The sequence below is a fragment of the Stenotrophomonas geniculata genome (assembly GCF_034508895.1).
GTDB classification, from domain to species: Bacteria; Pseudomonadota; Gammaproteobacteria; order Xanthomonadales; family Xanthomonadaceae; genus Stenotrophomonas; species Stenotrophomonas geniculata.
The window spans coordinates 1,072,592-1,086,492 of sequence record NZ_CP140571.1 but is presented as its reverse complement, the minus strand read 5'-3'; the positions used below and the strand labels follow the sequence as shown (position 1 = coordinate 1,086,492).

Genomic DNA, 13,901 nt, shown 5'->3' with positions numbered 1-13,901 from the left:
GCAACGGCAGGGACATACCCCGGGTGCTTCTGGTCGCGGAAGCATCTTCAACCGCCACGCCGCAGGGCGCGGCAACAACCTGAGTAGTCGAAAATGTCGAAGACCCATGAAATCAAGGTCACCAAGCGTGAACTGCAGCGTAAGGGTGCGAGCCGCCGCCTGCGTCACGCCGGTGTGATCCCGGCCATCGTGTACGGCGGCAACGCCGAGCCGGTCGCCATCAGCCTGGACCACAACGAAATCTGGCTGGCCCAGCAGAACGAGTGGTTCTATGCCTCGATCCTGGACCTGAACCTGGACGGCCAGGTGCAGAAGGTCCTGCTGCGTGACATGCAGCGCCACCCGTACAAGCAGCTGATCATGCACCTGGACTTCCAGCGCGTGAACGAGAACGAAGCCCTGACCGCTTCGGTCCCGCTGCACTTCGTCAACGAAGACACCTCGCCGGCCGGCAAGGCTGCCGACGTCGTGGTCACCCACGAACTGAAGGAAGTGACCATCACCTGCCTGCCGAAGGACCTGCCGGAGTCGATCGAAGTCGACCTGGGCGAGCTGAAGGCCGGTGACGTGGTGTACCTGTCCAACATCAAGCTGCCGAAGGGCGTGGAAATCCCGGCCCTGGCGCTGGGCAAGGACCACGACGACGCCATCGTCACCGCCAAGGCCGGCAAGGCCGACGAGGCTGACGAAGAAGCGGCTGCCGCCGAGTAATACCGTTACGGTGCCTGCCTCCGGGCAGGCACCGTACTGGAAGGAACCATGGCAGGACTGCGACTGATCGTCGGTCTGGGCAACCCCGGATCGGAACACGCCCGGACCCGGCACAATGCCGGGTTTCATTTCGTTGAGGCCCTGGCGGAAAAAGCCGGTGCGCGATGGAATGTGGACAGCAAGCTGTTCGGTGAGACCGCCAAGGTCGAGATCGCCGGGCAGACGGTGTGGCTGCTCAAGCCCGCCACCTTCATGAACCTCAGTGGCAAGTCGGTCACCGCCGCGCAGCGGTTCTGGAGGATCGAGCCGGAAGAGACCCTGCTGGCCCATGACGAACTGGATCTGGCGCCCGGCGTGGCGCGGCTGAAGTTCGACGGTGGCCACGGTGGCCAGAACGGCCTGCGTGACACCATCCGCCTGCTCGGTCACGGCAAGTTCCATCGCCTGCGCGTGGGCATCGGCCATCCCGGCCACAAGGACCGCGTGGTGGGTTGGGTGCTCGGCCGCCCGTCCAAGGACGACGACGTGCTGATCGCGCGCGCCATCGACGATGCGATCGACGTCATGCCGCTGGCGGTACAGGGCGATTTCAGCGAAGCGATGAAGCGCCTGCACACTCCGAAGTAACCCGCTTTGGGTAGGTGCCAACCTTCCCGATTCCGGTGCGTGCCAACCTTGGTTGGCACACAATGATCGACACCGAGATGGATTGGCCAAGCAGCGCGCGCGCTGTTTCACCAATCACTTTCACCCCAGAGAGCTGTCACCCATGGGTATCAAATGCGGCATCGTCGGCCTGCCCAACGTCGGCAAGTCGACCCTGTTCAATGCGCTGACCAAGGCGGGTATCGCCGCGGCGAACTTCCCGTTCTGCACCATCGAGCCGAACGTCGGCATCGTGCCGGTGCCGGATCCGCGCCTGAACGAGCTGGCAGCGATCATCAACCCGCAGAAGGTCATCCCGACCGCGGTCGAGTTCGTCGACATCGCCGGCCTGGTGGCCGGTGCCGCCAGCGGTGAGGGCCTGGGCAACAAGTTCCTGGCGCACATCCGCGAAGTCGATGCGATCACCCACGTGGTGCGCTGCTTCGAGCACGGCGACATCGTGCACGTGGCCGGCAAGGTCGATCCGATCTCGGACATCGAAACCATCGACACCGAGCTGGCGCTGGCCGACCTGGACAGCGTCGAGAAGGCACTGAACCGTGCCGAGCGTGCGGCCAAGGGCGGCGACAAGGATGCAGCGGCGCGCAAGCCGGTGCTGGCCAAGCTGCAGGCCGCGCTGTCGGACGGCAAGGCCGGTCGCTCGGTCGGCCTGGATGATGAAGAAAAGGCGCTGGTACGCGACCTGTTCCTGCTCACCCTGAAGCCGGTGATGTATATCGCCAACGTGCTGGAAGACGGTTTCGAGAACAACCCGCACCTGGACGCCGTGCGCGCGCATGCCGCCGCCGAAGGCGCGCAGGTGGTGCCGGTGTCGGCCGCGATCGAAGAAGAGCTGTCCCAGCTCGATGACGAGGACCGCGATACGTTCCTGGCCGACCTGGGCCTGAGCGAGCCGGGCCTGAACCGCGTGATCAACGCGGCCTACAGCCTGCTGGGCCTGCAGACCTACTTCACTGCGGGCGTGAAGGAAGTCCGTGCGTGGACCGTGCGCAAGGGAGCTACCGCCCCGCAGGCCGCCGCGGTCATCCACACCGACTTCGAGAAGGGCTTCATCCGCGCCGAGACCATCGCGTATGACGACTTCATCAAGTACAAGGGCGAAGCTGGCGCCAAGGAAGCCGGTCGCCTGCGCCTGGAAGGCAAGGAGTACCGCGTGCAGGAAGGCGACATCCTGCACTTCCGCTTCAACGTCTGATCCAGCGGCATCGGATCGACCCCGGACGCCCCGCCTTGTGCGGGGCGTTCGCGTTTCTGGAACCGCGCCGGTGGCTGGCGAAAAAATGACCGTGCTTTGAAACGCTTGCGCGGCAAGTCTCGCGCTCACTTGTCCACACCAAACCCCCACCACTTTCCACGCGCGGTGTGGAAAACCCGGTGTGCCGCTGTAGAGCCGAGCATGGGCTCGGCTCTGCAGGGCTTGTTCGCGGAGCGTGGACAAATATTCGCCACACGTCCAAACGCCTGCGCGGCAATGCTCGCGCCCACTTGTCCACACCAAGTTCCCATCGCTCTCCACGTCTGGTGTGGAAAACAATCAAAGGGCATGGATAAAAAATCACCACGCCCGGGAATGCCTGTGGGACAAGGATCGCGCCCACTTGTCCACACCAAGTTCCCATCGCTTTCCACGTGCGGTGTGGAAAACCCGCGTGGCCCGCTCTGGTAGTCGCCCACCTTGGTGGGCGCGTGGCATATCAGTGTCCACCAAGGTGGGCATCTACCAGAGCCAGGTTCCCAAACAACAAGGCCCGCCAATGGCGGGCCCCGTCGTCCACGTCCTGCGTAACCGCGCTTACAATGCGCTGCCACCGAACTTGTGGGTGTACTGCAGGTTGATGGTGCGGCCGACGCTGTCGAACCAGGACACGTCGTAATACGGATACGCGGTGTAGGTGGCGTCCTTCGGCGGCATCTTGTTGAAGACGTTCACCACCGACAGCGACAGGCGCGCGTGGTCGTCGAAGCGGTACTGCAGCGACGCGTTGTAGCGGTAGGTCGCCTTGATGTACGGGCTGTCACCGCTGTCCCACTCGAAGATCTGGTCGTAGCTGTCCGAGGTCGGCAGCTTGCCCAGGCGCGAGCCATAGACCGTGGCCGACCACGCCTCCTTCTCCCAGGTCACGCTCAGGCTGGTCTTGGTGCGCGGAATATCGAAACCGCTGTTGACCGCGAACTGATCTTCGACGGGATCACCGGGGTAGCGCTGGAAATCGTGACTCTTCACCCAGGTGTGGGTGCCGTTGAGGATGAAATCACCAATGCCGGTCTGCAGGCGGTAGCGCAGTCCGACGTCGATGCCGGAGGTCGACTCGCGGGCGACGTTGATCGGGGCGACGCGTACGCCGTACAGGCGGCCATCACTGGTGCGGGTGATGCGGTCGAGCGCATCCACGCAGGTCGGCGAGTTGATGTCGGCAGTACCCAGGCGGCAGTTCGCTTCACTGGCCAGTATCGTGCGCACGTCCATGTCCTGCACCTGCTTGCGCATGTCGATGTCGAACCAGTCCACCGACAGGTCCAGGCCGATCGCCGGCGACCAGACGAAGCCGGCGCTCCACGAGGTGCTGGTTTCCGGGTCGAGCTGACGGTTGCCGGTGCGGCTGCGGATCAGGTTGTGCTCGTAGTCGGAACAGTCGGCGGCATCGTCGGCGCGGCAGCTGTACAGGTCCACGGCGCTGGTCTCGTCGTTGCCCGGGCCGGCGAACACGTAGTGCAGGTCCGGCGCGCGGAACGCGGTGCCATACGAACCACGTACCAGCAGGGTGTCGATCGGGCGCCATTCCAGGCCGCCGCTCCAGGTCGCCTTGCCGATGGTGTGGCCGGAATAGCGATACTGGTCGTAGCGGCCGGCCACGCTCAGGTTGACCGTCTCGTGCAGCGGCATGCGCAGCTCGGCCGCCGTGGCCCAGCGGTTGCGCGAACCGTTGCCGTCCGAATCCTTCCAGCTGTAGTAGTAGTACTGGGTCGCCAGCGGATCGGGATTCAGCGAGTACGCCTGCTGGCCCACTTCCACGGTCGCGGCGAAGCCAGCGTCACCGCCTGGCAGGCCGAACAGCGCGGAATTGGTCAGCGTGAACGCAGCGGTCTCGGTGCGCGACTTCGGGGTGTAGGTGGTACGCGCCGCGATCGAGTCGTACTCGGCGCGGGTCAGTGGCCGGTACAGGCGTGACGGATCGGCGTTGTAGATCGGGTAGCCGTCGTCGTCCACGCCCAGTTGCGGACCCAGGAACAGGTCATTGGCCTTGGCGGCGATGATCTTCGCCCAGCTGATCCGTGACTGGTACTGCGAGTGGCTCAGCGCAGCCTCGTAGTCCCAGTTGCCGGTCAGGTTGCCCTTGAAACCGGTGGTCACGCTGAAGGTCTTCTGCGTGCTGCGCACCATGCCGTTGCGCAGGCCGCCCATCTCCTCGGGCGAAAACTGGCGGCTCCAGGATTCGATCTGTTGATCAGGGTCTCCGATGGCCATGTTCCTGAAGTAGCCCGCCTCATTGCCGTCGGCGCCCATGTGGCCCCAGTTGGTGACGTCGCGCATCAGCGACATCGTGTGATAGCCCAGCTGCACATCGGCAAACCACTGCTGGCCGTTGTCGAAGTCGTAGCTGAGCGAAGCGTACCCGTTGGCGCCACGGCGCTTGCTGAGGATGGTGCCGTAGCCGATCGACGTGTCACTGCCGCAGTACCAGCCTGAGCGTGGACGGTAGGCGTGATAGGTGCTGCCCTGGTTCTGCCCGGCCAGCGCTTCACAGGTGGCCGTTCCCGGATCCAGGTAGGCGTCGTCACCGTCCGTACGCAGATAGGCGCGACGAGCGGCACGCGCACGCTCAGTCGGCGCATCCTGGGTCGAATCCTGGATGTCGCGCTCGTACGCCCACAGCGGGCTCTGTGACTGCAGCTCGACGCTGTACACCGCGTTGAAATTGCCGCGGCTGAAACCGCTGGCCAGGCTCATGTCGAACGAGTCGCCACCGCCTTCGCTGGTGGTGCCCATGCGCATGTCGATCGTGGTGCCGTCGGCCTTCTTCTTCAGGATGAAGTTGACCACGCCGGCGATCGCGTCCGAGCCGTAGATGGCCGAGGCGCTGCCGGTCAGCACTTCGATGCGCTCGATCATCCCCAACGGGATGTTGGAGACATCGGTGAAGTTGCTGCGGCCCTTGAACGGCATCGGGAAGTCGGCGATGCGGCGGCCATTGACCAGCACCAGCGTGTGATTCGGGCCCAGGCCGCGCAGGTCCACCTGCTGGGCGCCCGGCGAGAAGTCAGCGCCACTGGAGGACTGCTGGCTCTGGGTCTCCCCCCCGTTCTGGGTCATCGCGCGCAGCACGTCCGGCACGGTGGTAAAGCCGCTGGAGCGGATCTGCTCGGCGCTGATCACCGTGATCGGGGCGGGGCCTTCGACCTGGGCGCGCGGAATGCGCGAACCGGTGACCTGCACCGCGTCCAGTTGTTGAACCGAAGAGGAAGCCGGTGCCTGGGCCGCCGCGGAAGCAGCCACGCCCATCAACGCCAGCTGGATCGACCACGCCATCGCCTTTCTACGCATGAGGAATTCTCGGAAATGAAGCCGGCCCGCAGAGGAGGGGCCCTGTCCCCCATTCAGATTTCCGGAATGGGCGCGCGCATTTAACGCCTTTTTCATGCCCTTGACTACTGGATCCCTATCTGGCAAAGAGTGAAAACGCTTGCAAGTCGATTTTGTTCAGGGAGATCAAGATGCGACGCCTCCATCGGACCCTGCGTGCCCCCTTCGCCTGGCTGGCGCTGCTGGTGTTGGCCGTGCCGTTGGCCGCCCTTGCGCAGGACCTGCAGGGCCCGGGCTTCGCCTACTACGAAGCCGGGGATCTCGACGCCCCCCGGCCCGGTCCGCGCGCGCCGGCCATGATGCTGATGGGCGGTGGCGAATGGGTGCCGGAAGCCTTCCATTGGTGGCTGAAGCAGGCTGGCAATGGCCGCGTGCTGATCCTGCGCGCTTCTGGCAGTGACGAACTGCAGGACCGCCTGTATCGCGAGATCGGCGGGGCCACCGCAGTGCAGACGCTGGTGTTCGACAATCGCCGTGGTGCCGATGATCCCGCGGTGCTGCGCGTGGTGGCTGCAGCCGATGCCATCTTCATCGCCGGCGGCGACCAGTCCCGCTACATCCGCTTCTGGAAGGGCACCGCGCTCAACCGCGCGCTCAACGCCCATGTGCGCGCCGGAAAGCCGATTGCCGGTACCAGCGCTGGGCTCGCCATCCTCGGTGGCTATGCCTACGGCGCGATGGACGGCGGCAGCATCACCTCCGCCGGTGCGCTGGCCGACCCGATGGGCAGTGCGGTGACCATGGACAGTGGCTTCCTGCAGATGCCCTACCTGCAGCGCGTGGTCACCGACACCCACTTCGACAAGCGCGATCGGCTTGGCCGCCTGATCGTGTTCGTGGCGCGCGCTGCCCAGGACAGTGGCAACCCCGACATCGTCGGCATCGGCGTCGACGAAGACACTGCCCTGTGCGTGGAGCCCGATGGCCAGGCACAGGTCTACAGTGCTGACGGCGAGGGCAAGGTCTGGGTGGTCAGCCCCGGCCGCGATGCCGACCGCCTGGTCGAAGGCGAGCCGCTGCGCTTCCACGCGGTGCCGGTAACGGTGGTCGCCAGCGGCAGCCGCATGCGCCTGGATGACTTCCAGGCCGAGGCCGACTACCAGGCCGTGGCCGACGTCAGCGACGGCGAGATCGAAGTCATCCGCCAGTGACCCGGCGATCCTGTGACCACGCATGGGATGCTGTAGAGCCGAGCCCGCGCTCGGCTGCCTTTCAATCGAGGCATCAGCCGAGCATGGGCTCGGCTCTACGATGATGCCTCCCTTGCCCGCCTGCTGGAGACGTACCCGATGAAACTGCGCCTGGCGCTGTCCGCACTGTTGTCCCTGCCCACGCTTGTCCAGGCTGCACCGGCGGCTTCGCCGCTGCTGGTCATCCACGGCGGCGCTGGCGTCGAGCGCAAGGACCTGTCGCCGGCCGAGGAGAAGGCCGCACGTGACGCGCTGCGGGCGGCCCTGTTGAAGGGGCATGCGGAGCTGGCAGCGGGTCGCCCCGCGCTGGCCGCCGTCACCGCCGCGATCACCGTGCTGGAGGACGATCCCACCTTCAACGCCGGCAAGGGCGCGGTGTTCACCCACGACGGCCACAACGAGCTGGATGCGGCCGTCATGGACGGCGCGAGCCAGGCGGCGGGCGCGGTGGCGGGCGTGCAGAGGGTGCGCAACCCGATCCTGCTGGCGCAGACCGTGATGCAGAAGTCCAGGCATGTGATGATGGTCGGGCAGGGCGCCGAAGCCTTCGCGGTCGAGCAGGGCATTTCTCTGGTCGATCCCTCCTACTTCCGTACGGAAAAGCGCTGGCAGCAGCTGCAGCGTGCACTGAAGGAAGAGGCCGGCGGCCAGGCGCATGCCGATCTGGAGACCGCAAAGCACTTCGGGACCGTCGGTGCAGTCGCATTGGATGCACAGGGGCACCTGGCCGCTGGTACTTCCACTGGCGGCATGACCAACAAGCGCTATGGGCGCGTGGGTGATTCGCCGATCATCGGCGCCGGTACCTGGGCTGACGCGCGATGTGCGGTGTCTGGCACCGGCTGGGGCGAGTACTACATCCGTACTGCCGCCGCGCACGAGATCTGCGCGCGCATGCGTTACCAGGGGCAGAGCCCGGAGCAGGCCGGCAAGGGCGTGATCAACGAGACGATTCCGCAGATGGGCGGCGATGGCGGTGCGATCGTGCTCGGCGCAGATGGAAAAATGGCCACGCCGTTCAACACCCAGGGCATGTATCGGGGCTGGATTGGCGGCGACGGTGTCCCTCATGTCGCAATTTTCGCCAGCGAGACCCTGCCGCTCCCCGGGCAATAACCTTGCGTATCAATGGGTTTGCGACAGCGTGTGAAAAAAGTGGAAAAAAGCGTTGACAGCCCCCCGTCCCATCAGCAGAATAAGCGGCTCACCACCACACACCGCAACGCTTCGGCGGCAACGGAATGGGGTGGTAAGGAGGGATACCCAAGCGGCCAACGGGGGCAGACTGTAAATCTGCTGGCTTACGCCTTCGGTGGTTCGAATCCACCTCCCTCCACCAGTTTCACGTTGTGACATTCCCGGTGCGGGAGTAGTTCAATGGTAGAACCTCAGCCTTCCAAGCTGATGGTGCGGGTTCGATTCCCGTCTCCCGCTCCATTGAATGAACTTTGAATATTATCGAGTTCATGTCATAATGCAAAACTCGGCTCACGTAGCTCAGTCGGTAGAGCACTTCCTTGGTAAGGAAGAGGTCGAAGGTTCGATTCCTTTCGTGAGCACCATCTTAAGCATCACCTCTCAGACGAATTCGAGATAAGCAGCCATGGCCAAGGGTAAGTTCGAGCGCACCAAGCCGCACGTCAATGTCGGCACCATCGGTCACGTCGACCACGGCAAGACCACGCTGACCGCCGCACTGACCAAGATCGGTGCCGAGCGCTTCGGTGGCGAGTTCAAGGACTACTCCTCGATCGACGCCGCGCCGGAAGAAAAGGCTCGTGGTATCACGATCTCGACCGCGCACGTCGAATACGAATCCCCGATCCGTCACTACGCCCACGTTGACTGCCCGGGCCACGCTGACTACGTCAAGAACATGATCACCGGTGCCGCCCAGATGGATGGCGCGATCCTGGTGTGCTCGGCCGCTGACGGCCCGATGCCGCAGACCCGCGAGCACATCCTGCTGTCGCGTCAGGTCGGCGTGCCGTACATCGTCGTGTTCCTGAACAAGGCCGACATGGTTGACGACGCCGAGCTGCTCGAGCTGGTCGAGATGGAAGTGCGTGAACTGCTGAGCAAGTACGAGTTCCCGGGCGACGACACCCCGATCATCGCCGGTTCGGCCCGCCTGGCGCTGGAAGGCGACCAGAGCGACATCGGCGTGCCGGCCATCCTGAAGCTGGTCGATGCCCTGGACAGCTGGATTCCGGAGCCGGAGCGTGCGATCGACAAGCCGTTCCTGATGCCGGTGGAAGACGTGTTCTCGATCTCGGGCCGCGGCACCGTGGTGACCGGCCGTATCGAGCGCGGCGTGATCAAGGTTGGCGACGAAATCGAAATCGTCGGCATCCGTCCGGTGCAGAAGACCACCGTGACCGGCGTTGAAATGTTCCGCAAGCTGCTGGACCAGGGTCAGGCAGGCGACAACGCTGGCCTGCTGCTGCGCGGCACCAAGCGTGACGACGTCGAGCGTGGCCAGGTCCTGGCCAAGCCGGGCACGATCAAGCCGCACACCAAGTTCGAAGGCGAAGTCTACGTCCTGTCGAAGGACGAAGGTGGCCGTCACACCCCGTTCTTCAACGGCTACCGTCCGCAGTTCTACTTCCGCACCACCGACATCACCGGCGCAGCTGCACTGCCGGAAGGCGTCGAAATGGTGATGCCGGGTGACAACGTCAAGATGGTCGTCACCCTGATCAACCCGGTGGCAATGGACGAAGGCCTGCGCTTCGCCATCCGCGAAGGCGGCCGTACCGTCGGCGCCGGCGTGGTCTCGAAGATCATCGAGTAAGCCTGCAGTACCGGTGGTTGCATAGCGCCGCCGGTTACGCGAATGGCGGGCCGGGAACCTCGGTCCGCCTTCGCCGTCTAAGGGAAGGCAAGTTTCAATACGTACGCCAGTAGCTCAATTGGCAGAGCAGCGGTCTCCAAAACCGCAGGTTGGGGGTTCGAGTCCCTCCTGGCGTGCCATCTGCCCACCTTATCCAGCGGCCTGGGCCGCTAAAGCAGACACAGCCGGATGAATAGCAAGATCGAACACTCCAAGGACAACTCCGCCAATGGCGGGGATATCGTCAAGTACGTCGCCGCATCGCTGCTGGTGCTGGCTGGTCTGTTCGTCTGGTTCTGGTTCTCCGCCGACTCCGGTCGCGCCACTCAGCTGGGTGCGTGGGCGGGTCAGCTGCGTGCGTTGGCGGTTGTAGTCGGTCTGGTTGGCGGTATCGGCGTATTCATGCTGACCGGCAAGGGGCGCGACACCCGCGAATTCCTCTCCGAGTCGCGCTTCGAACTGCGCAAGGTGGTCTGGCCGACGCGCCAGGAAGCCATCCGCATGACCTGGGTCGTGATGGTGGTGGTAACCATTCTCAGCCTGCTGCTGGGTGGGTTCGATTACGTCATTCAGTGGCTGATTCAGCTGTTCCTGAGCCGCTAAGGAGAATTGCATGAAGCGTTGGTACGTCGTTCACGCCTATTCGGGCTTCGAGAAGTCGGTGGCGCAGGCTCTGCGCGATCGCATCGTCCGTGACGGCATGGAGGAGCGCTTCGGCGATGTCCTGGTCCCGACCGAAGAAGTGGTCGAGATGCGCGCTGGCCAGAAGCGCCGCTCCGAGCGCAAGTTCTTCCCGGGTTACGTGCTGGTCCAGATCGAGACCCATGAAGAAGCCGGTATTCCGCGCATCGACAACGAAAGCTGGCACCTGGTCAAGGAAACCCCGCGCGTCATGGGCTTCATCGGCGGCACGGCCGACCGTCCGCTGCCGATCGCCGATTCCGAGGCCGAAGCCATCCTGAACCGCGTTCAGGAAGGCGTCGAGAAGCCGCGTCCGAAGGTGCTGTTCGAGCCGGGCCAGATGGTCCGCGTCACCGACGGCCCGTTCAACGATTTCAATGGCGTCGTCGAAGAGGTCAACTACGAGAAGAGCCGTCTGCGCGTCTCGGTGCTGATCTTCGGCCGTGCCACTCCGGTCGAACTCGAGTTCGGCCAGGTCGAAAAGGCCGTCTGATCCCGTTGTAGAGTCGAGCCATGCTCGACTCCGGACAAGAAACCGGGCTTGGCCCGGTTTCTCTCGTTTACGTGCCGCTTCAGGCATGTGAAGAAAAAACCTGATATAGTGCGCGGCTCCCCGCTGGGAAGCCAGCAGGACGAGGCCGCCGCAAGGTGGCCTTCAGCATGATTTCAAAACGCGATGCCGGGACGCGTGATTCCCGGTCCGATGGGGAGCCTGTTGTCGAAAGGCGCTAGCACCCGGAGAGTACTCACATGGCAAAGAAAGTTGTCGGTTACATCAAGCTGCAGGTGAAGGCCGGTCAGGCCAACCCCTCGCCGCCGGTCGGTCCTGCGCTGGGTCAGCGCGGTCTGAACATCATGGAATTCTGCAAGGCGTTCAACGCTGCCACGCAGAAGCTCGAGCCGGGCCTGCCGGTTCCGGTGATCATCACGGCCTACTCGGACCGTACGTTCACCTTCATCACCAAGAGCACCCCGGCCACCACCCTGCTGAAGAAGGCCGCTGGCATCTCGTCGGGCTCCAAGCGCCCGAACACCGAGAAGGTCGGCAAGGTCACCCGTAAGCAGCTGGAAGAGATCGCCAAGGCGAAGGAACCGGATCTGACTGCCGCCGATCTGGACGCCGCCGTGCGTACCATCGCTGGCTCTGCCCGTTCCATGGGCCTCGTGGTGGAGGGTTAATAAGATGGCACAGACCAAGCGTGAGAAGGCCATCAAGGCCGCCGTCGTTCCGGGTAAGGCATACGCCTTCGAGGACGCGATCAACATCCTGAAGAGCGCCACCAAGGCCAAGTTCGTCGAGTCGATCGACGTCGCTGTGCGCCTGGGCGTCGATGCGAAGAAGTCCGACCAGCAGGTCCGTGGCTCCACCGTGCTGCCGGCCGGTACCGGCAAGTCGGTCCGCGTCGCCGTGTTCGCTCCGGCCGGTGCCAAGGCTGACGAAGCCCTGGCCGCTGGCGCCGAAGCCGTCGGTATGGATGACCTGGCCGAGAAGATGCAGGCCGGCGATCTGAACTACGACGTCGTCATCGCGACCCCGGACGCCATGCGCGTCGTCGGTAAGCTGGGCACCGTGCTGGGCCCGCGCGGCCTGATGCCGAACCCGAAGGTCGGCACCGTTTCCCCGAACCCGGGTGAAGCCGTGAAGAACGCCAAGTCGGGTCAGGTCCGTTACCGCACCGACAAGGCCGGCATCATCCACTGCACCATCGGCAAGGCCGACTTCGCCGAAGACGCGCTGAAGTCGAACCTGACCGCGCTGCTGCTGGACCTGATCAAGGCCAAGCCGGCCACCTCGAAGGGCACCTACCTGCAGAAGGTTTCGGTCAGCTCGACGATGGGCCCGGGCGTCACCGTCGACCAGTCGTCGCTGACCCTGAAGTAATTGTTTCAAGCGGTCACGGTACCTTCGGTGCCGTGACCGTGACATTTGAAGGCATCGCTGGCAGTGCATCGCCCGCGGTAGCCGTCAAAGACCGCAGGCGCGGTCGTGGCAATACCGGCGACGGGCACGGAAGCTCGATCTGGCAAGGAGTCGCCGCCGGAGCAGTCATGAGCGCTTAATCGATTCCCCGGAATCACCCTGCGTAGATGGTGCCCTTCTGGAGTTTTTCTGGTTCACGCACGTCTGGGTTTCCCAGGTTGGCCCACTCCAGGTCTAGAACGGCCCACCCCCGGAACATCATCCCGATGTTCCCGGCGTCCAGGACGGATGCCGCACAGGACCGCACACGGCAGGAGCCGTAAGCGGAGTTCAATAGGAGGAGTGCAATGGCTCTCAATCTGTCCCAGAAGCAAGAAGTAGTCGCCGAGCTGGCAGACGTCGCCGCCAAGGCCCACTCCTTGATCGCAGCCGAATACGCTGGCACCACGGTCGCCCAGATGACCGCGATGCGCAAGCAGGCTCGTGAAACCGGTGTTTTCTTGAAGGTTGTCAAGAACACCCTGGCTTCGCGCGCCGTTGAAGGCACCGAGTTCGCAGTCGCCCAGGACCAGATGGTTGGTCCGCTGCTGTACGCGTTCTCGCTCGAGGAGCCCGGCGCTGCCGGTCGCCTGATCAAGGAAGCCGCCAAGGGCAACGACAAGCTGAAGGCTAAGGTCGTCGCCATCGGTGGCGAAGTGTTCCCGGCAAGCCACGTCGAAGTGCTGGCCTCGCTGCCGACCCGCGACCAGGCCCTGGCCATGCTGGCCCGCGTCCTGACCGAGCCGGTCACGATGTTTGCCCGCGCCATCAAGGCCGTTGGCGAGAAGCAGGGTGGTGGCGACGTCGCCGCCGACGCTGCCGAGCCGGCCGCCGAGACCGCCTGAGTTTCGACTTACCGTGGTTCCTGACGGAACCTCAACCCAGAAAATCATCCAAAGGTATTAATCATGTCCCTTACCAACGAACAGATCGTCGACGCCATCGCCGAGAAGTCCCTGATGGAAGTGATGGAGCTGGTCAAGGCCATCGAAGAGAAGTTCGGCGTCTCCGCCGCTGCTCCGGTTGCCGTGGCTGCTGCCGCTGGCCCGGCTGCTGCTGTTGAAGAGCAGACCGAGTTCACCGTCACCCTGAAGTCGGCCGGCGACAAGAAGGTCGAAGTCATCAAGGCCGTCCGCGCCATCACCGGCCTGGGCCTGAAGGAAGCGAAGGACCTGGCCGAAGCCGGTGGCGTCCTGAAGGAAGGCGCTTCGAAGGACGACGCCGAGAAGATGAAGAAGGACCTGGAAGCTGCTGGCGCGACTGTCGAAGTCAAGTAAG

Annotated in this window: 13 protein-coding genes and 4 tRNA genes; 16 read left to right on the top strand and 1 reads right to left on the bottom strand. The window is 64.1% G+C overall.

Annotated elements, in window-relative coordinates; genetic code table 11:
• The first annotated feature begins 93 nt into the window (after nucleotides 1-93).
• The 3 genes from RI032_RS05220 to ychF all read left to right on the top strand — a co-directional run bounded on the left by RI032_RS05220 (nucleotide 94) and on the right by ychF (nucleotide 2,572).
• The gene (locus RI032_RS05220) at nucleotides 94-711 is read left to right on the top strand and encodes a 50S ribosomal protein L25/general stress protein Ctc (RefSeq protein WP_010481743.1); all 618 of its coding nucleotides are present in this window, start codon (nucleotides 94-96) and stop codon (nucleotides 709-711) included.
• A 48-nt stretch (nucleotides 712-759) separates the two neighbouring features.
• Nucleotides 760-1,338, top strand: a complete 579-nt coding sequence (gene pth, locus RI032_RS05215; protein ID WP_322547945.1) for an aminoacyl-tRNA hydrolase — start codon at nucleotides 760-762, stop codon at nucleotides 1,336-1,338.
• 142 nt (nucleotides 1,339-1,480) lie between these two features.
• A complete protein-coding gene (ychF, locus tag RI032_RS05210; protein WP_099560338.1) occupies nucleotides 1,481-2,572 on the top strand; it encodes a redox-regulated ATPase YchF in 1,092 nt (363 codons plus the stop codon).
• A gap of 597 nt (nucleotides 2,573-3,169) precedes the next feature.
• Here ychF and RI032_RS05205 read toward each other — a convergent pair.
• Nucleotides 3,170-5,920 carry a TonB-dependent receptor plug domain-containing protein gene (locus RI032_RS05205; protein WP_322547944.1) on the bottom strand — a complete coding sequence of 917 codons (2,751 nt, stop codon included), beginning with the start codon at nucleotides 5,918-5,920 and terminating at the stop codon, nucleotides 3,170-3,172.
• Nucleotides 5,921-6,090: 170 nt separating this feature from the next.
• On the opposite strand from RI032_RS05205, the gene RI032_RS05200 reads away from it, so the two are divergent.
• The 13 genes from RI032_RS05200 to rplL all read left to right on the top strand — a co-directional run bounded on the left by RI032_RS05200 (nucleotide 6,091) and on the right by rplL (nucleotide 13,900).
• On the top strand, nucleotides 6,091-7,110 hold the full coding sequence (locus tag RI032_RS05200; RefSeq protein WP_100448534.1) for a cyanophycinase: 1,020 nt from the start codon (nucleotides 6,091-6,093) through the stop codon (nucleotides 7,108-7,110).
• A 138-nt stretch (nucleotides 7,111-7,248) separates the two neighbouring features.
• Nucleotides 7,249-8,265, top strand: coding sequence for an isoaspartyl peptidase/L-asparaginase family protein (locus RI032_RS05195; RefSeq protein WP_010481736.1), 1,017 nt, complete (start codon nucleotides 7,249-7,251; stop codon nucleotides 8,263-8,265).
• 137 nt (nucleotides 8,266-8,402) lie between these two features.
• Nucleotides 8,403-8,488 (top strand) — tRNA-Tyr (locus RI032_RS05190).
• A gap of 24 nt (nucleotides 8,489-8,512) precedes the next feature.
• Nucleotides 8,513-8,586: transfer RNA gene (locus tag RI032_RS05185), tRNA-Gly, on the top strand.
• A gap of 49 nt (nucleotides 8,587-8,635) precedes the next feature.
• A tRNA-Thr gene (locus tag RI032_RS05180) sits at nucleotides 8,636-8,711 on the top strand.
• A gap of 41 nt (nucleotides 8,712-8,752) precedes the next feature.
• Nucleotides 8,753-9,943, top strand: a complete 1,191-nt coding sequence (gene tuf / locus RI032_RS05175; RefSeq protein ID WP_014036096.1) for an elongation factor Tu — start codon at nucleotides 8,753-8,755, stop codon at nucleotides 9,941-9,943.
• Between the two features lie 103 nt (nucleotides 9,944-10,046).
• Nucleotides 10,047-10,122: transfer RNA gene (locus tag RI032_RS05170), tRNA-Trp, on the top strand.
• Between the two features lie 49 nt (nucleotides 10,123-10,171).
• Nucleotides 10,172-10,585, top strand: a complete 414-nt coding sequence (gene secE / locus RI032_RS05165; RefSeq protein ID WP_010480389.1) for a preprotein translocase subunit SecE — start codon at nucleotides 10,172-10,174, stop codon at nucleotides 10,583-10,585.
• A 10-nt stretch (nucleotides 10,586-10,595) separates the two neighbouring features.
• Nucleotides 10,596-11,156 carry a transcription termination/antitermination protein NusG gene (gene nusG / locus RI032_RS05160; RefSeq protein WP_004154362.1) on the top strand — a complete coding sequence of 187 codons (561 nt, stop codon included), beginning with the start codon at nucleotides 10,596-10,598 and terminating at the stop codon, nucleotides 11,154-11,156.
• A gap of 257 nt (nucleotides 11,157-11,413) precedes the next feature.
• Nucleotides 11,414-11,842, top strand: a complete 429-nt coding sequence (gene rplK / locus RI032_RS05155; RefSeq protein ID WP_004145248.1) for a 50S ribosomal protein L11 — start codon at nucleotides 11,414-11,416, stop codon at nucleotides 11,840-11,842.
• 4 nt (nucleotides 11,843-11,846) lie between these two features.
• A complete protein-coding gene (gene rplA / locus RI032_RS05150; protein WP_004154350.1) occupies nucleotides 11,847-12,545 on the top strand; it encodes a 50S ribosomal protein L1 in 699 nt (232 codons plus the stop codon).
• 386 nt (nucleotides 12,546-12,931) lie between these two features.
• Nucleotides 12,932-13,468 carry a 50S ribosomal protein L10 gene (gene rplJ / locus RI032_RS05145; RefSeq protein ID WP_010480377.1) on the top strand — a complete coding sequence of 179 codons (537 nt, stop codon included), beginning with the start codon at nucleotides 12,932-12,934 and terminating at the stop codon, nucleotides 13,466-13,468.
• 63 nt (nucleotides 13,469-13,531) lie between these two features.
• Nucleotides 13,532-13,900: a 50S ribosomal protein L7/L12 gene (gene rplL / locus RI032_RS05140; protein WP_010480374.1), complete on the top strand. Its 369-nt coding sequence runs from the start codon at nucleotides 13,532-13,534 to the stop codon at nucleotides 13,898-13,900.
• Nucleotide 13,901: the final 1 nt, after the last annotated feature.